Source organism: Lentzea atacamensis (assembly GCF_003269295.1).
Taxonomy (GTDB): Bacteria; Actinomycetota; Actinomycetes; order Mycobacteriales; family Pseudonocardiaceae; genus Lentzea; species Lentzea atacamensis.
Genome location: NZ_QLTT01000002.1, coordinates 55,211 through 72,013, shown reverse-complemented (window position 1 = coordinate 72,013; position 16,803 = coordinate 55,211). Strand labels below are relative to the sequence as shown.

Here is a 16,803-nt window from a genome sequence, read left to right as displayed (position 1 = left end):
GGGGGAGACGAACACCATGAAGCTCAAACGTGCCCTCATCAGAGCGATGGCGGTCTGCCTCGCGCTGACGACGGTGACCGTCAGCGTGGAACAGGCGGCGATCGCCGCGGGCAGCCCGTCGGTGAACGCACCGGACGTGAAGTCCGTGGCGGTGTCCAACGGATCGCTCGCAGCCCGCGGTCAGGACGAGGCGACGATGCGGGCGTTGAAGGGCAACCAGCCCACCGGCGGTACGCAGCAGGGTGGCGGTTCGTTCGCCGCCACACCGTTCTCGGCGTCCTCCTCCTGGGAGGTGTCGAGACAGAGCGGTGACTTCTCCTGGTCGTACCCGCTGCGGGTACCTCCGGCACCAGGCGGGTTCAGCCCGTCGCTCGCGCTGTCCTATCGATCGTCCGCTGTGGACGGTCTGACGTCGGTGACGAACAACCAGCCGTCGTGGGTCGGTGAAGGCTGGGACCTCTCGGCGGGCTTCGTCGAACGGGCGTACGGGGGGTGCGCCGATGACACCGACGGCGGCACGACGCCGCCGAAGACCGGTGACCTGTGCTGGCGCAGCGACAACGCGACGGCGTCGTTCGGTGGTCGCGGCGGCATGCTCATCAAGGACGACACCACCGGTGTGTGGCGGCTCAAGGCGGACGACAGGTCCCGTATCGAGCGAATTCCCACGCCGGGCAACGGCGACAAGTTCAACGAGTCGTGGAAGATCACCACGGTCGACGGCACCCAGTACTTCTTCGGCACCAGAACCGCCGCGAAGTCGACGTGGACCGTTCCGGTGTTCGGTGACGACGCCGGAGAACCTTGCCACGAAAGCACCTTCGCGGCATCGTCCTGCGACCGCGCCTGGCGCTGGATGCTGGACAAGGTTGTCGACCCACGTGGCAACGTGGTCCTCTACAACTACGAGACCGAAACCAACAAGTACGGCAAGAACCGTGAGGACGCGGCAGTTTCGTACGTTCGCGCGGGCACGCTGAAGTCCGTCGAGTACGGCCTGCGCGACGACGTGAACGCGCCCGCGACCGGCCGGGTGGAGTTCGGTCTGGAGAACCGCTGCGTCAAGGACGCCAACTGCTCCAACTTCAGCATCAAGGAGAACTGGCCGGACGCCGCCGTCGCGGACCACTGCGACGGCGCCACCTGCCCCGGCAAGCACACGCCGACGTTCTGGTCGACCAAGCGTCTGTCGACGATCACCACCCAGGTCCGCAAGGGCGACGGCTACCAGAACGTCGACCGCTGGACCCTGCACCACGAGTTCCCGAAGACCGACGACGTCTACCAGGCCGCGTTGTGGCTGCGGGGTATCACGCACACCGGCCTCGTCGGCGGTGAACTCTCGCTGCCGGAGGTGACGTTCGAGGGCACGGCGAAGCCGAACCGCGTCGACACCCCGACCGGCATCGGCCCCCTGAACCGCTACCGCGTCACCGGCATCGTCTCCGAGTCCGGCGGCGTGACCACGGTGAAGTACGCCGCCCCGGATTGCGTTCCGGCCACCTCCATGCCCGCCAACGCGGAGTCGAACGACAAGCGTTGCTATCCCTCCAAGTGGGCTCCGAAGGACGGAGCCGAGCGGGAGGACTACTTCCACAAGTACGTGGTGGAGTCCATCACGACGTCCGACCGCTACGCGGCGAGCACCGAGCAGGTGGTGCGCTACCAGTACCTCGATGGTGCGGCCTGGCGGCGTGACCAGTCCGAATTCACCAAGGCCGACAAGCGGACCTACAACGAGTTCCGCGGTTACGGCCGGGTGCGCGTGCTCAACGGCGCGGACAACGACAGGTACGGCCCGGTCACCATGACCGAGGAACGCTTCTACCGCGGCATGCACGGCGACAAGCTGCCGGGAGGCTCCACCCGCACGGTCAACGTGACCGACTCGGAGAACGGCTCGCGCGAGGACTCGGACTGGCTCAGTGGCTACCGCTACGAGTCGCAGACTCACGACGGCACGAGCGACACCGTCCTGTCCAAGACGATCTCCACGCCCACCTGGTCGGGCCCGACCGCGACGCGCGGCGACTACAAGGCCTACTGGACCGCCCAGGAGTCCTCGACCACCTACACCGCGCTGCGCTCCGGCGGCTGGCGCAAGACCAGGACCGAGAGCAAGTACGACAGTCACGGCCAGGTGACCGAGACCAAGGACCTCGGCGATCTCGCCACCGACGCCGACGACCGCTGCACCACCACGACCTACCTGCAGGACGAACCGCGCTGGCGCTGGTCCTACCCACTCGAGTCGGAAACGGTAGCCGTCGCCTGCGGCGCCGCGGTGTCGTTCCCGGCGCAGGCGCTCGGCGGCGTCCGCAACGCCTACGACAACGCCGGCAACATCATCAAGGTCGAGATCATCGACGAACGCCCGGCGTCCGGCGCCGTGTGGAAGTCGAAGCTCACCAGTACCTACGACGTCTACGGCCGCAGCCTCACGGTCACCGACGCTGCCGGCGCCACGACAACGGCCGAGTACGTCCCGAAGACCGGCGGCCCGACCACGGGCACAATTCGCACCGACGCGCTCGGTCACTCCGTGACGACGACGATCGAGCCCGCGTGGGGCAAGGACACGAAGATCGTCGACGCCAATGAGAACGTCACCGAGTCGGCGTCAGACGCTCTCGGCCGCACCACCGCTGTGTGGTTGCCGAACCGTCCGCGGGACGACTGGTCCAACCAGCCGTCGCAGTCGTTCGTCTACGACGTGAAGCGCGACGCGCCGAGTTCGGTCAAGACGACGGCGGTTAGCGCCAAGGGCAACTACCTGACCAGCACCTCGGTCTTCGACGGCCTCTACCGGATCCGGCAGGCCCAGACGCCCACCGAAGGTGGACGTCTCATCTCAGACACCAGGTACGACTCCCAGGGGCGCTCGGCGCGTGTGACGCAGCCGTTCTTCAACGACAAGACGGTGGACACCAGTCTGCTCGTGTTCTCGGAAACCGATGTTCCGGGCCTGACGCGCACCGAGTACGACGGTGCCGGCCGGGCGCAGCACATGATCTATCAGGCTGGTGGGCAGGAGAAGTGGCGCAGCACCACCGCATATGGCGGTGACCGTGTCGACGTCACTCCTCCTCGTGGTGGCACGCCCACGACGGTCGTGACCGACGCACGCGGCCAGCGAACGGAACTGTGGCAGTACAAGGGCTCCACCGCGAGCGGCGACCACGACACCGTCCGCTACACCTACACGCTCGGCGGTCAGCTCGCATCCACCATGGACGCTGCAGGCAACACGTGGAAGTGGCAGTACGACCTGCATGGCCGGCAGATCCGCGCGGAGGACGTCGACAAGGGCGTTTCCACGATGACCTACGACGCGCTCGGCCAGCTCTCCACTGTCACCGACGCGTTGAACAACACCCTCACCTACAGCTACGACAAGCTGGGCCGCACGACGTCGGTGAAGTCGGGCACGACGGTGTTGAAGGACTTCACCTACGACACCGCGGACTACGGTCTCGGCCTGCCCGCGTCGTCGACCAGGTACGTCGACGGCAAGGCCTACACCAACAAGGTCCTCGCCTACAGCCCGCTCGACCAGCCGCTGATCACTGAGACCGTGATCCCGGACATCGAGGGACCGCTCAAGGGCACCTACTCGACCACGTTCAAGTACAACCCGAACGGCAGCCTCGAAGGCACCGGCCACGGCGCGATCGCCGCGGCCGGCATGCCCGCCGAAACCGTGCTGCACCAGTACGACGACCTGGGCAGGCCGTCACAGACCGTGGGCGGTCTGCGCGACCTGTCGACCGACATGCTGGTCAACAGCACCGCCTACACGAAGTACGGCGAGCTTTACCGTTTGGAACTCGGCGCCACCGGCAAGCGCACCTGGTTGTCGTACTACTACGACGACAACACCCGCCGGATGAACCGCTACATCGTCGATGCCGAAGTCCCGTCGCCCAAGCAGGCCGACGTCAATTACAGCTACGACGATGCTGGCAACATCCAATCCGTTCTGGACAGCACGGTGCTGGGCTCCGACCGCCAGTGCTTCCGGTACGACAACCTTCAGCGGCTGACACACGCCTGGACGCCCTCCGGCGACTGTGCGGCAGACCCCTCCACCGCGTCGCTCTCGGGCCCCGCGCCGTACTGGCAGTCGTTCGAGTACGACGCCATCGGCAACCGCAAGAAGGAGATCCAGCACTCCTCCGCCGGAGACACCACTCGCACCTACAACTACTCGCGGGCGCACTCCCTGGACTCCGTGACCACGGCGGGCCCCGGCGGCAGCAACCTCGACCGCTTCACCTACGACGCTGCAGGCAACACCAAGACCCGCAACCTCACCGGCGTCGCGCAAACGCTCGACTGGGACGCCGAAGGCCGCGTCGGCAAGATCTCGGACAACGCGAAGGACACCTCCTTCATCTACGACGCTTCAGGCTCCCGCCTGCTGCGCCGAGACCCAGACGGCACCACGCTGTACCTCGGCGGCCAGGAGATCCGCCTTGCCAAGGGCGCCACCAAGCCCACCGTCACGCGCTACTACACGCACGGCGGCCAGATCGTGGCCATGCGCGAGGGCACCACCAAACTCACCTGGCTCGCCAACGACCACCAGGGCACCGCCCAGATCGCGGTCAACCGCGAAACGCTGGCTGTGGACCGCCGTCGACAGACCCCGTTCGGCGCCCCACGCGGTGGTACGGCTACGTTCCCCGGCGAACGAGGCTTCGTCGGCGGCACGATCGACGTCTCCACGGGACTGGTCGAGCTCGGCGCGCGGCAGTACGACCCGGCGATCGGCCGGTTCATCTCGGTCGACCCACTTCTCGATCCAGACGACCCGCAGCAGTGGAGCGCCTACGCCTACGCGAACAACTCGCCGATCACGTCGAGCGACCCGACCGGCCTCCTGCCGATGAGCTGCCTGGACGGTGCCGGTTCCGGTACCTGCAGCTACAAGGACAACCGTGGCGGAGGCGGCAGTTCGGCTTCCATCCCTGGCACCGACACGCCTTCGAAGGGCATCGTCTCCAGCGACCGCGACGGCATCGACGTCTACTACGACAACGACACGGGCAAGAGCTACATCGGCGACTGGGAGGTCATTGGCGCTGGGCCAGACGTGTTCCACCTGGCCGAAGAGATGCGCGCTGTCAAGTCCCAGATCCTCGCTCACGACTGGTATCCGGCGCCCGAAGACCCAGACGGCCGCTACAGCACCATGCAGTTGCTCGACTTCGCGGTGCGCGCCTGCACCTACTCACAGACCGCTGGGTGCAATTCCAGATTCACGCTCCAGCTGAGCCTGTCGCACGACCTTGCGGGCGGGGCCGGCTTCGACCGTCCCGGCGGTTCGGCGGGTGTTCGCGGTGGCGGTCGTAAGGGCGGCGCCGCCGCGCTGGGGGGAGCGACTACCTTCTCGCCGCGCAACTTCTGCCGGAACAGCTTCATCGGTGACACGTTGGTGCTGATGGCAGACGGCACCACCAAACGCATCGAGGAAATCGAAGTCGGTGATCGTGTCTTCGCCACTGATCCTGAGACCGGTGAAGCCGGACCGCGCGAAGTCGTGGCGACCATCATCGGTGAAGGCGACAAGAACCTCGTCGAAGTCTCTATCGGCGACGCCAAGGTCGTTGCGACGGATGAGCACCCGTTCTGGGTGCCGGAACTGAAGCTTTGGGCGGACGCGGAGGATCTGGGCGCGGATTCGTCGCTACTGACCGCCGCGGGGACCGAGGCCCGAATCTCTGCTACTCGGGAGTGGACGGCGTCTGAACGTGTCTACAACCTGACTGTCGAGGGCCTTCACACGTACTACGTGCTGGCGGGTGCGACGCCGGTATTGGTTCACAACACCGGAGGATGCATTACGGCTCTCCGGGACTGGGTCAGTCAGCGCTTCCAGTTCGGGAACCAGACCTTCCTGCTGGACAGGAAGGGCATGGAGCACATCCTCACTCGTCATCATCCAAAGATGTGGGATGGTTCAGTCAAAGCTCAGCAGTCCTTCTTTGATCCCAAGATGAGCGTCGCTGATGTTCAGGACGCGATCGGGCAGGTCATGCGACAGAACAGGGACACGCTTGCGCAGCGAGGAAGCACGGGCATGTATCAAATTCGCGGAAACGTGGACGGCGTAGACTACGTTCTCGGCCTGAACAAGGGTCGAGTTGGTCAGTTCTATCCTGTACCTCCGTCTCCGTAGTCAAGGGGCCTGCGAAGTGGTTGAATTTGAGACGTTCCTGAGGTGTGCGGGTGGCGAGTTCAGGAAGGTGGAAGACTGCAATACGCCGCCGCTCGACCCCGACTACATCGAAGGTGCCATCCGCTTGTTGGTTGATGGAATTGAGATAATCGGGTTTGGCGAGTGGGACTACGTCGACCAGCTCTGGTGTTATATTTCCGAGATGATGAGGCAGCTTCGAGGCTCGTCGCACTACGCGGAAACCTATTTTCCGGATCAGCCGGTCAAGCTCGCTTTTGAGGTTAAGGGGAAGCGTGTTCTGGTAACCGCGAAGATTGGTGAGGAGGTCAGAAAAGCGAGCGCTTCATCAGTCGATTTCTTTGATTCTCTCAAGGTGGCTGGCTTGATCTTCTTTGGTAGGATTTCCGAGCTTGTTCCGGCTAATTCGTACGCCGAGGAGCAACAGGAACTGTCGATTTGAGCAACCATTGGGACCTGCCGGGACGCTTGAACCCGGCGGGCCTCATGGGGGTAAACGGAGACATCGTCGCTATTGTGGCGGCATTAGTGCGGTCTGCGGTCGATGATTGAGTAGTAGAGGCATGAGTTCGTGAGTCTCGTGCTCAGGTCCCAACACTGGGAACCGAACCTGACAAGTCACTCGTAGGCGCCTGAGCACATCGCACCGGGCGCTGGCAGGAAGCGGGCCCCGAGAGAGGCGGGTCGCTGTGACGAGTCCGTTCGCCAACCCGACCGGCCCAGCGTCCCTCCCCGCCTACACGCCCGGCCGACGGGGTGACCGATCGGCTCGTGCGCCACGTACGAGGAAGCTCAGCCCGCGGTCGACTTCCTTGCGCTGGAAGACTTCCCGGCAGAGGACGCGACGATCGTCGGCGTAGACCTCATGTGTCGGGCAGGCACGGGCCGGCTGACTTGGGGGCGTGCCGACGAGCGGTGCGTGGTTGCGCACAGCTCAAGTTGGTACGCATGTGATCGGCCGATGGTCGCGCCGGGAGCCTGGCAGCCTACGAGGCTGCTGCTCGTATTGCGTTCGAGCTGGGCCGCTCAATCGGCGGTGTGAGTTGTGTGATCATATGGTGTCCGGTGACATGCCGCGACTCTGATCTCGTCACCAGCGATTTGTAGACCAGTCGGTGTTTGTCGGTGATGCGGCGTGACCAGTAACTTTGGAAGCCGTGCTTGAGGGGATTGGACTTGCCGAGGCCCTCGTTGCCGTTCCTCTGGGTGTCCTTGATCAGTTCATTGATCCTCTTGAGGACCTTGCGATCTTCGGTCTGCCACCAGGGGGTAGTCGTCCCGGGAAAATTCGTTCCAGATCAGCTTCATTCAACGAGTTCGTGCCGTGACCCGCCGCCGGATTCCAGCCGTTCGGTGGACATGATCAGGCGTCGTGCGTTCTCCGCTCTGCGGAGCAGGTAGGCGGACTCCTTGAGCGACTGGTAGTCGTCAAGCGACACGATTACGACCGGTTCGTGCCCAGCGCGGGTGGTCAACCTCCTCTTCGCGGTCGTTGACTACGGAGTCGAGCGTTTCGGCGTACTTCGCACAAGACGCGGAATGGCTCATGGTTCACCGGCACCCTCCCCTCGACGTACAAGGCTGTACGTCGGCTGGGGTGATCAGCAGAAGATGAGTCCGCATGGCCGCGTGGTCGTGGTCGTGGTGGTGGGCCGCGGCCGCGTGGTCGTCGTTGTGGCGGGTGGCGGCGCCTGAGTCGTTGTCGTCGTGACAACGGTCGTCGTGGTGGCCGTTGTCTTGGAGGAAGACGGTGCGGACGACGGCGCGGACGATGACGGCGCGGACGACGATGGTTCGGACGACACTGTCAGTGATGGCGTCTCAGTTGGTGTGGGCATCAGGGACGGCGTGTTGATGAGCGATACGCGCGCCGGTCTGTCGTTGTCCTGCGATGTCGGATCGCCCGAGGCGAGCGATCCGACATGCGGTGCTAGCACGTAAAACGCGGCGACGACAGCACCTAGGAGCGCCCCGGTTGCGAGCCGACCAGGCCCACTCATCGCCGCCAACACCCGGATTGCCTATCTCGTTCACTCGATCGGGTCAAGCAGAACGATGGTTTTCTACTCAACTAAACTTTCGTGACCGTCACGCCGACCACGCCCTGTGACAACGGCGCGATGGTCTTGAAGGCCTTCGGGGTCAGGTCGACGCAGCGGCCCGCGATGAACGGACCGCGGTCGTTGATCCGCACGGTGACGGTCTTGCCGTTGGAGCGGTTCTTCACCTTCACCTTCGTGCCGAACGGCAGCGTCTTGTGCGCTGCGGTGAGCTTGTTGGGGTCGAAGCGCTCGCCGCTGGCCGTCGTGCCGCCACCGTCATAGTAGGAGGCCTTGCACGTCTCGGCGGCCAGGGCCACGGGGGAGGAGAACACTGCGGTGGCGGCGAGGGAGGCCAGCGTGAGGCCGGCGGCCGCGAGGATCTTTGGCATGCCACCAGCAACTCATCGGGCGGCAAAGAGACGCCTAACGCGCGCCTAACCGGGGAACTGCTCGGCCGCGGACACCAGGAGCTGCCAGTCGCCCTCCGGCAACGTGCGCAGCCGGTCCAGCAGGACCGTCATCCTGGTCAGTAACTCCGGGTGATCGATCCAGAACGAGTGGTCTACTCTCAGTAGAGCCGCGAGCAGGTCGCCGGGGTACAGCGCGAACGATCGCAGCGGGTCCGTCTCGACGTGTTCCAGCGCCAGCAGCGCGGTCACGTCCAAGCCCACCTGATGGGTCACCAGCAGGTGCAGCGAGGTCGGAGTCAGCTCGCGCACCGGCAGATCGCGCAACGTGCACAGGTCGCGGTACAGCTGGGTCGACGACGAGTCAGGTCTCAGCCAGGCGTCGTCGCTCAGGTGCGCGAGCGTTCGGTCGCGGTCCACGCACCCATGGTCCCTGCCGGGGGAAGACCTAGCGTGCCGACTGGGGCAACGGTTCGGCATTGGGCGACTGCCAGCCGACGCGCACGATCACCTCCTCCTCGTGCAGCAACGCCTGCGACGCGAGGCCCCACACGGTCGACGCCAGCAGCACCGCGCTGACGGCCTCGCCCAGCCGCAGCCAGTCGTGGCCGACCATCCGGAGCAGCACGCCGTTGCGCCGCGCCAGCAGCTCCAGATCACAGTTCTCGGCGCGGGCCGCATGCAGCAGCCATGTCAGCGCCGAGTCCGGCACCTCGTCGGCGAGGTACGGCCGTGGATCCGCCCGGCGCAACGGGATCGCCGCAGCCGGGGCCACCTCGCAGGAGAACGGGTCGAGCTCCCAGCGCGGGTGCACCGACGCGATCTGGCCGTCACCGGAATCCGACCGCAGCACGTGGCAATCCCAGCCCATCGCAGAGAGAGCGACGCGCACGTGGTGCAGCACCGCGCCACACGCGAGCAACGCCACCTGGTCCGTGCGAGTCGTCACGAGCTCCAGGCACTCGTTGCCCTTACGCCATCGCCACGGCGGCACTATGCCGAACGACGGTGTGCCCGCGCCGCGAGCTTCAGCGTTTCCTCGATCGTCTCCGCGTCAGGGGTGCGCACGCCGGTCCTCATGCGAGGCAGCGTCCTCGTGCCCGGTTGCACCGGGCCTGCGTCACGACTGCGCGGCCGCAACCACTTCGGCCACGGTCATCGCCGAACCTCGCGCGAACTCGGCGGCATAAGCCTCGTCACCCAACGCCTGCAGGCACAACGCCACGCACTGGTCGTGCGCCGCCGCGAAGCCGGCCGATCCGAACAGCGGCAGGCCGACCGACTGCCACACCCGGTCGGCCCCGCCCAGCAGCAACGCCGCGTGCGCGGCAGACCCGGTGACGACCGAGATCAGCGCCAGCAGCTCCACCGACACCGCGATCCCCAGCAAGTCGTTGAACTTCTCCTTGATGCGCAACGAAGAAGTAGCCAGCTCACGGGCCTCGACGACGTCACCCCGTCTCATTGCGATGAAGGCCAGCACGTACAACGCGTACGCGCGCGCCCACAGCTCGCCGTTCTCCTCACACACTGACCGAGCCTCGGTGCACAGAGCAGCCGCCCGGTCGAGCTCACCGCCGAACGCCGCGGTGATCGCCAACGCCACCCGCGCCATGATCACGTTGCTGTCCAGGTGCCCCAGCTCTGAGTGCCGCCGGTCGGCCTCTGCCAGCAACGACGCGCCCAGCGGCAGATCGTCGTCGAACACCGCCGCCGCACCCTGCACACAGGTCGCGTAGACGTCCGCGTCCGCGTCGTCCAGCAGAGCGGCCTCCGCGCGGCACGACGCCAGCAGCGCCGGCACCGCGGACGTGTTGCCCTGCAAGGTCGCCACGTACCCCGCGACCCACAACGCCTTGCAACGCGCCCGTGACGGTTCGGCCTCCAGCGACAGCGCCCGGTTCAGCCAGTACCGTCCCTCTGCGAGCCGACCGCAGCCGACCCAGTAGAACCACAGCGTCGCCGCCAGCCGCAGTCCCGCGTCGGCCTCGCCCGGTGTCGTCAGCGAGTACTCCAGCGCGGCACGGATGTTGCCGCGCTCGGTCGTCATCGCCCCGATGGTCGCGGCCTGCCGCGGCGTGAACCAGGCACGCTCGCCCTGCTCGGCGATGCCCGCGTACCAGTTGCGATGCCGCAAGCGCAGCCGTGACTCCTCATCGGTCGCGCGCAACCGCGTCTGCCCGTGCTGGCGCATGGTCTCCAGCAACCGATAGCGCGCCGCACCCGCGTGCTCTTCGCGCTGCAGCACGGACTTGTCGACCAAACCGTCGATCGCGTCGAACATGAAGTCCGCGGTCAGCGTGTCGTCCGAGCACACCGCCTCCGCCGCGGCCAGGTCGAAGCTGCCGGCGAAGACCGACGCGCGCGCCCACAACAGCTGTTCGCGCGGCGAGCAGAGGTCGAAGCTCCACTCCATCGTCGCGAGCAGGGTCTGGTGCTGCGGCAACGTGGTTCGCCCGTTGTCCGTCAGCACGTTGAGCCGGTCGTCCAGCCGTTCCAGCAGCTGTGCCGGCGTCTGGGTGTGCACCCGCAACGCGGCCATCTCGATGGCCAGCGGGATGCCGTCCAGGCGCCGGCACAGGTCCGCGACCGCCTGCTCGTTCGCCCCCGTGATGACGAACGTGCCAGGTACCGCGGCGTTGGCGCGCTGGGCGAACAGCGTCGCGGCCGGATACGGCACGGACAACGGCGCCACGGACAGCACCTGCTCGCCGTAGACCCGCAGCGCGCGCCGGGACGTGGCGATGACACGCAACCGAGGCGCCACCCGCAGCAGCGTGTCGACCAGAACCGCGCAGTGGTCCACGACGTGCTCGCAGTTGTCCAGCACCAGCAACGCGTCCCGGTCGGCCAGGAACTCGGTGAGCACGGTCAGCTGCCCGCGCCCCGTCTGGTCGACCACGCCCAGCGCCTCGGCCACCGCGTGCGGGACCAGCGCCCGATCGCGCAACGCCGCCAGTTCGACCAGCCACACCCCGTCCGGTGGCTGCTCTCCCCGCGCCACGTGCACCGCGAGCCGGGTCTTGCCCACCCCTCCGACACCGATCAGCGTGACCAGCCGGTGTTGCTTGATCAGGTCCGCGACGTGCTCGGTCTCTTGCCGTGCCACGAAGCTCGACCGGTCGGCCGGCAGGTTCCCGCGCACCAGCACCGGGACGCGTTCGGGCAGGTCGAGCCGTGGATCGGAGGTCAGCACCGCCTGCTCGAGATCGAGCAGCCGCGTGCCGGCCTCGTCGACCAGCACGCTGCGCGCCCGGTGGAACGCGGCCAGCGCCTCCGCCTGCCGCCCGCACCGGTAGAGCGCAATGATCAGCTGCTCCCACAGCCGTTCGCGGAACGGGTGCTGCTCGACCAGCGAGCTCACCAGCGGCGCCACCGCGGCGTGCTCCCCGAGCGCCAGCGAGGACTCCATCAGGTGCTCGGTCGCGTTCATCCGCAGCTCGACGAGCCGCGCCGACTCCTGCCGCGTCCACTCGCCCGGCCGGCAGTCCGCCAGCGGATCACCCGTCCACAACGCGAGCGCTTCACGCAACAGCCGTGCGGACTGCACAGGGTCGTCGCTCTCCCGTGCTGCTGCGACGAGCGCCTCGAACCGCGCCACGTCGACGGTGTCGGCGGACGCGTTCAGCACGTAGCCGGGTTCGCTGGTCGTGATCAGCTCGCCGAGCCCCGCGTCCCGGATCTGGTCGCGCAGGCGCGCCAAGAGGCTGTGGAGGGTCTTCGTGGCGCTCGCGGGTGCCTCGTCCGACCAGAGCACGTCCATGAGCGCGGTCCTCGGCACCGTCTCCCCGGGATTGAGGGCGAGCCGGGCCACGAGGGTCCGCTGTCCCGCGCTGCTGAGCTGGACTGCTCCGTTCGGACCGGTGAGTTCGAGCGGTCCGAGCAGCCGGATGATCACGTTGTTGGTCCTGTCGTCAGCCCCCGACAAAGGCTGGAACCGCGCCAAGATATCGCAATGGAATTCGACCCGAGAATCAACGCCCAGCGGGTGACCGCATATGCGGATCTGCACGCAGTACTGGCTGATCCGGTGACGTTCTCCTCCCGGAACATGACAGGTCCGCAGGTAGCGGCCGTCGCGGCACTGCTACCGCCGGAGCAGCGGCGATTGCTGGAATTGATGTCGTCGCTGAACGCGTCGGACGGTTCCAGGCACGCCCGAATTCGCGCGGCGGCGAACCAAAAATTCACCCCATCGGCCGTGCGCCGAATGGCTGACGCAATTCGTGAACGGGCACGGGCCCAGCTCGGCGAACTGCCGGAGGAGGCCGACTTCGTGAGCGAGTTCGCCGCGCCGTTCGCGCTGGGCGTCGTCGGTGACGTGCTCGGCGTGCCGGAGAAGGACTTCCCGCTGTTCCGCGAGTTCGTGGCGCCGGTGCTGGAGCTGACCAGCGGCGAGGAGGTGAGCGAGCGGGTCCTCGGGTCGTACTTCGCCGCCATGAACGAGTTCTGCGCCTACTTCGGGCGCTCGAACACGTTCAAGGGCGGCCAGCTGTCCGAACAGGAACGACTGTCGCTGTGCCTGGCGGTCGTGGTGGCCGGTACCGACTCGACCACGAACCTGCTGTCCAGCATGCTGCTGCGCCTCGACCGCCGCGAACGCCGATTAGGAGGCGTGGTGGAGGAGGTGGTGCGGCTCGACGCGCCGTTCATCGGCTTCTTCCGCACGGCGACATGTCCGGTGACCATTGCCGGCGTGAAGATCGCCGAGGGCGAGCACCTGTTCCTCGACTACGCGGCCGGCAACCGGGACCCGCGCGTGTTCACCGAGGACTTCGACCCCGGCAGGCCGTCCGTGCCCCCGCACCTGGGCTTCGGGTACGGGCCGCACCACTGCCTCGGGGCCCAGCTCGCGCGGCTGGAAGGCCGGATCGTCGCCGAAGAGCTGCTCGACCGTTCGTCCGAGGTGGCCGAGCAGCCCGGCGGCGTGCGTTACCGCAGGCACCTGATCAGTCACGGGCCCGCGGCGTTGCGGTTCAGACCAGGGCGGCGTCCAGCGTGATGTTGTCGACGGCCGCGAGCGCCTTCGACACGGGGCAGTTCTTCTTGGCGCCCTCGGCGGCCTCGACGAAGGCCTCCTGCGTCAGCCCGGGCACGTTGGCGCGCACGGTGAGGTGGATGGCCGTGATGCCCTGACCGGCCACGAAGGTCACCTTGGCGTTGGTGTCGATCGAGGTGGGCGGGGTGCCTGCGCCGGTGAGGCCGTGGGAGAGCGCCATCGAGTAGCACGACGAGTGCGCCGCCGCGATGAGCTCCTCGGGGCTGGTCTTGGCACCGGCCTCCTCGGCGCGCGCCTTCCAGTCGATGTCGAAGCTGCCGCTCTTCGACGTGTCGAGGTTGACGTTGCCCTTGCCCTCGATGAGAGAGCCTTCCCAGTGCGCGCTTGCCGATTGGGTGACTGCCATGGTCTCCAAGTCCTTCTCGCACGAGCTCGAACGGTTGATCCGAGCGGACAAGACCACCTTTCCACGTGCGGGCCTGGCGATCACCCCGGGACCACGGGCCGAGACGGGCGCAGCGCGCGGCCGGGCGTCGACCGGCAGCTGACGCAACTCCTGTGATCCGGCGCGGTCTGCCGAACGAAAAAGGCCGGAACCCGACTGGGTTCCGGCCTTTCAGCGAGCGGATGACGAGACTCGAACTCGCGACCCTCACCTTGGCAAGGTGATGCGCTACCAACTGCGCTACATCCGCACTGCCTTACGCGAACAACTATACAACAGCCTCAAACGGCATCTCGACCGGGGGGCTGCAAACCGGCCAGCAGCTGATCTACCTCGTCCAACTGCTCCTTGGGCCACCGCCACTCCCACAGCGCCCTGACCTTGGGCAGCACGTCGCACGGCAACCAGGCCGCGACCTCCTCGCGCAGATCCCAGTCGTCGAACACGTGCTCGTAGAAGCTGATCAACGCGGCGTTCTCCAGGAACTGCTCCGGCTGGTGGAAGCACCAGTGCGCGAACCCGTACGCGCGGCGCAGCACGTCGTCGTCCTGCTCGCGGTGCGCTTCCATCGCCAACTGAGACAGCTCGGAGAAGAAGACGTGGCAGGACCACTCCTCGGTCTCGGCGACAGCACGAAGTTCCGGCACGAGTGCCGAAGCCCGTTCCCGCCAATCCACCACGGCCGTGACGATAGTCGCTGGATCTTCTTCGTCCGACGGCCCGACGCCCACATGTGACCGTCTCGTCACCGAATGCGTTGCGCTGATCAGCCCACTACGAACGGATGGTCTTGTATATCGACCTGTTCTCGACCAGGAGCACTTCTGGCCCCTTGTGGCATGTTGAACCCGTGATGGTCGACGAGAACGAGGTCGACCGGGACCTGCTCGCCAGGGTGCGCGAGGGAGACGACTCGGCCTACGGCGAACTGTTCTCCCGGCACGCGGACGCGATCCGCCGTTTCTCACTCAGGCACGTCCGCGAGGCGGCCGAAGCCGACGATCTCACCGCAGAGGCGTTCTTCCGGATGCTGCAGGCGATCAGGCGCGGCAGCGGTCCCACGGACCACGTCCGCACCTACCTGCTGACCGTGGCTCGCCGCGTGGCGTGGGAGTGGAGCGGCAGGCGGCGTGACGTCCCGGTCGAGGACGAGGAGCTCGGTCGTCGCGTCGAGCCCGTGGGCGACAACGCGAACCGCCGGGCCGAGCACAACCTGATCACCAGAGCCTTCTCCAGCCTGCCGGAGCGCTGGCGGGTCGTGCTGTGGCGCGTCGAGGTGGAGGGCGAGCGCCCTGCCACCGTGGCACCGCACTTCGGACTCTCGCCCAACGCCATGTCGGCGTTGGCCCGCCGCGCGCGTGAGGGACTGCGTGCGGCGTATCTGCAGGCGCACCTCGCTGCTGACGACGGCCGTTCGTCGTGTGCGGCGATCCGGTCGAAGCTCGGCACCTACACCGCGGGTGGGGTCCAGGGCGTCGAGGAGCGCCGCATCCGCGCTCACCTGGACACCTGTTCGTCCTGCGCACAGCTCCACACCGAGCTGAACGAGGTCTGCGCGACGCTGCGCGCCAACGCGGCGTTCCTGATCGTGCCGTCCACGCTCGGCCTCGCGTTCGCCGGGAACATGCTGATCAGCAAGGCGAAGATGGCCTTCGCCGCCGCGAGCGTGGCGACCATCGGCCTGTTCGGGACGATGGCCGCGGTGTTCGACGGCGGGCCGGGCGTCGCGGTGCTGCAGCCGGACCAGAAGCCGGTGATCGCCATGATCACGTCGGGTTCTGCCAGCTCAGGGCACAGCAAGGAGCTCGTGGTCGCGCCACCGCCGCAGCAGGCTCAGCAGCCGGAGAAGGTGCGCGAGAACGTGGTCAACCCCGGTGCCGGACAGCGCCATCAGGAGACCGTGCGCAAGACGACCTCCTACGCGCCGCCGCCGGCCAGCGAGCAGCGCCGGGAGCCGCCGGTCGAGCGGGCGTTGCCGGTCACCGGGTCGTCGTCCGTCTCTTCAGAGGTGAGCAACGCGGTCGTCACCACCTCGCGGGACGTGAAGTCGCTGAACTCGGCGCCCTCGACGTCAGAGGAGCCCTCTGACCCGTGTCCGCCGCCACCGCCGCCGCAAACCACGACCACGACGATCACGCTCTACCCGAGGCCGGCCGTCGAGAACTGACGGTGACGATCAAGGCCGGCTGAGTTCACCCACAAGGCTCGCCTCGCGCCAGGTACGGTTTGACCAAGACCGACCGAGCGTGGGAGACGGGTACATGACGCGGCTGGTGCGCGGTGCCGACGGGCGGATGTGGACGGTCCACAGCCGGATCGAGTGGCGCAACCCGGTGGAATCCGACGACTTCGAGCACGACGTCAGCGGTGGCGCCCTGCCGGGCATCATGATGGCCGGGATGCTGGTCGTCATGACCGTCGTGCTGATCGCGTGGACACCGGAGCAGGTGGTCGTGCCCGCGTGGCTCATCCTCGCGCTGGTCTTGCTGTTCGCGTTCTTCCCGGTCCGCTGGGCGCTGCGCCGGCCGCACACGCTGGTCGCGGAGAGCAAGGCCACCGCCGACGAGCTGCCACCCGAGCGGTGGATCGGCCAGGTCAGGGGCCCGCTCGCGGTGCGCCAGGAGGCCGCGCGGGTCGCCCGCACGATCGAGATGCACTCGCTGCCCGACGTCGAGGGCCCGCTGCAACCCGTCGACTGATGCGACACTGGA

16 protein-coding genes and 1 tRNA gene are annotated in these 16,803 nt (G+C 67.0%); 8 read left to right on the top strand and 9 right to left on the bottom strand.

Annotation, left to right across the window (positions count from 1 at the left end):
- The first annotated feature begins 16 nt into the window (after positions 1-16).
- From C8D87_RS09100 to C8D87_RS48835, 3 genes are all read left to right on the top strand, one after another.
- Positions 17-6,181: an RHS repeat-associated core domain-containing protein gene (locus C8D87_RS09100; protein ID WP_112226388.1), complete on the top strand. Its 6,165-nt coding sequence runs from the start codon at positions 17-19 to the stop codon at positions 6,179-6,181.
- 16 nt (positions 6,182-6,197) lie between these two features.
- A complete protein-coding gene (locus tag C8D87_RS09095) occupies positions 6,198-6,641 on the top strand; it encodes a hypothetical protein (protein WP_112226387.1) in 444 nt (147 codons plus the stop codon).
- Positions 6,642-6,962: 321 nt separating this feature from the next.
- Entirely contained in the window at positions 6,963-7,241 is a 279-nt protein-coding gene (locus C8D87_RS48835) for a general stress protein (protein ID WP_325049668.1), read from the top strand.
- Here C8D87_RS48835 and C8D87_RS09085 read toward each other — a convergent pair.
- Positions 7,186-7,416, bottom strand: coding sequence for a type II toxin-antitoxin system YoeB family toxin (locus C8D87_RS09085; RefSeq protein ID WP_325049667.1), 231 nt, complete (start codon positions 7,414-7,416; stop codon positions 7,186-7,188). The genes C8D87_RS48835 and C8D87_RS09085 overlap by 56 nt on opposite strands.
- 87 nt (positions 7,417-7,503) lie before the next feature.
- Positions 7,504-7,638 carry a type II toxin-antitoxin system Phd/YefM family antitoxin gene (locus C8D87_RS47500; RefSeq protein ID WP_233442007.1) on the bottom strand — a complete coding sequence of 45 codons (135 nt, stop codon included), beginning with the start codon at positions 7,636-7,638 and terminating at the stop codon, positions 7,504-7,506.
- 268 nt (positions 7,639-7,906) lie between these two features.
- Between C8D87_RS47500 and C8D87_RS09075 the strand changes: the two genes are divergently transcribed.
- Positions 7,907-8,140 (top strand): hypothetical protein, encoded by a 234-nt coding sequence (locus C8D87_RS09075; RefSeq protein WP_112226386.1) that lies wholly within the window; start codon positions 7,907-7,909, stop codon positions 8,138-8,140.
- Between the two features lie 130 nt (positions 8,141-8,270).
- Here C8D87_RS09075 and C8D87_RS09070 read toward each other — a convergent pair whose 3' ends face one another.
- From C8D87_RS09070 to C8D87_RS09055, 4 genes are all read right to left on the bottom strand, one after another.
- Positions 8,271-8,630, bottom strand: coding sequence for a septal ring lytic transglycosylase RlpA family protein (locus tag C8D87_RS09070; RefSeq protein ID WP_112226385.1), 360 nt, complete (start codon positions 8,628-8,630; stop codon positions 8,271-8,273).
- 45 nt (positions 8,631-8,675) lie between these two features.
- Positions 8,676-9,068 (bottom strand): contact-dependent growth inhibition system immunity protein, encoded by a 393-nt coding sequence (locus C8D87_RS09065; RefSeq protein ID WP_112226384.1) that lies wholly within the window; start codon positions 9,066-9,068, stop codon positions 8,676-8,678.
- Positions 9,069-9,096: 28 nt separating this feature from the next.
- Positions 9,097-9,597: a hypothetical protein gene (locus C8D87_RS09060; protein ID WP_146771663.1), complete on the bottom strand. Its 501-nt coding sequence runs from the start codon at positions 9,595-9,597 to the stop codon at positions 9,097-9,099.
- Between the two features lie 171 nt (positions 9,598-9,768).
- Positions 9,769-12,546: a BTAD domain-containing putative transcriptional regulator gene (locus C8D87_RS09055; RefSeq protein ID WP_146771662.1), complete on the bottom strand. Its 2,778-nt coding sequence runs from the start codon at positions 12,544-12,546 to the stop codon at positions 9,769-9,771.
- Between the two features lie 312 nt (positions 12,547-12,858).
- Between C8D87_RS09055 and C8D87_RS09050 the strand changes: the two genes are divergently transcribed.
- Positions 12,859-13,650 (top strand): cytochrome P450, encoded by a 792-nt coding sequence (locus tag C8D87_RS09050; RefSeq protein WP_170166379.1) that lies wholly within the window; start codon positions 12,859-12,861, stop codon positions 13,648-13,650.
- On the opposite strand, the gene C8D87_RS09045 is transcribed toward C8D87_RS09050, so the two are convergent.
- Positions 13,625-14,053 carry an OsmC family peroxiredoxin gene (locus C8D87_RS09045; protein WP_112226996.1) on the bottom strand — a complete coding sequence of 143 codons (429 nt, stop codon included), beginning with the start codon at positions 14,051-14,053 and terminating at the stop codon, positions 13,625-13,627. The genes C8D87_RS09050 and C8D87_RS09045 overlap by 26 nt on opposite strands.
- On the opposite strand from C8D87_RS09045, the gene C8D87_RS45785 reads away from it, so the two are divergent.
- Positions 14,052-14,195 (top strand): hypothetical protein, encoded by a 144-nt coding sequence (locus tag C8D87_RS45785; RefSeq protein ID WP_170166378.1) that lies wholly within the window; start codon positions 14,052-14,054, stop codon positions 14,193-14,195. The two genes, C8D87_RS09045 and C8D87_RS45785, sit on opposite strands and share 2 nt — an antisense overlap.
- A 74-nt stretch (positions 14,196-14,269) precedes the next feature.
- Here the strand turns inward: C8D87_RS45785 and C8D87_RS09040 are convergent.
- Both C8D87_RS09040 and C8D87_RS09035 read right to left on the bottom strand, forming a co-directional pair.
- Positions 14,270-14,342, bottom strand: a tRNA-Gly gene (locus tag C8D87_RS09040).
- A 31-nt stretch (positions 14,343-14,373) separates the two neighbouring features.
- Positions 14,374-14,772 carry a DUF7674 family protein gene (locus C8D87_RS09035; protein ID WP_109632990.1) on the bottom strand — a complete coding sequence of 133 codons (399 nt, stop codon included), beginning with the start codon at positions 14,770-14,772 and terminating at the stop codon, positions 14,374-14,376.
- A 173-nt stretch (positions 14,773-14,945) separates the two neighbouring features.
- On the opposite strand from C8D87_RS09035, the gene C8D87_RS09030 reads away from it, so the two are divergent.
- Positions 14,946-16,259 (top strand): sigma-70 family RNA polymerase sigma factor, encoded by a 1,314-nt coding sequence (locus tag C8D87_RS09030; protein WP_109630333.1) that lies wholly within the window; start codon positions 14,946-14,948, stop codon positions 16,257-16,259.
- Positions 16,260-16,353: 94 nt separating this feature from the next.
- Complete coding sequence (locus tag C8D87_RS09025) at positions 16,354-16,791, top strand: DUF983 domain-containing protein (protein WP_109630336.1); 438 nt, start codon at positions 16,354-16,356, stop codon at positions 16,789-16,791.
- The last annotated feature ends 12 nt before the right edge of the window (positions 16,792-16,803 follow it).

Excerpts from the sequence above, each read along its gene's own strand:
- C8D87_RS09100 (WP_112226388.1), top strand. The coding sequence starts at position 17 with ATGAAGCTCAAACGTGCCCTCATCAGAGCGATGGCGGTCTGCCTCGCG.
- C8D87_RS09070 (WP_112226385.1), bottom strand. The coding sequence starts at position 8,630 with ATGCCAAAGATCCTCGCGGCCGCCGGCCTCACGCTGGCCTCCCTCGCC.
- C8D87_RS09050 (WP_170166379.1), top strand. The coding sequence starts at position 12,859 with ATGGCTGACGCAATTCGTGAACGGGCACGGGCCCAGCTCGGCGAACTG.
- C8D87_RS45785 (WP_170166378.1), top strand. The coding sequence starts at position 14,052 with ATGGTCTCCAAGTCCTTCTCGCACGAGCTCGAACGGTTGATCCGAGCG.
- C8D87_RS09045 (WP_112226996.1), bottom strand. The coding sequence starts at position 14,053 with ATGGCAGTCACCCAATCGGCAAGCGCGCACTGGGAAGGCTCTCTCATC.
- C8D87_RS09030 (WP_109630333.1), top strand. The coding sequence starts at position 14,946 with ATGGTCGACGAGAACGAGGTCGACCGGGACCTGCTCGCCAGGGTGCGC.
- C8D87_RS09025 (WP_109630336.1), top strand. The coding sequence starts at position 16,354 with ATGACGCGGCTGGTGCGCGGTGCCGACGGGCGGATGTGGACGGTCCAC.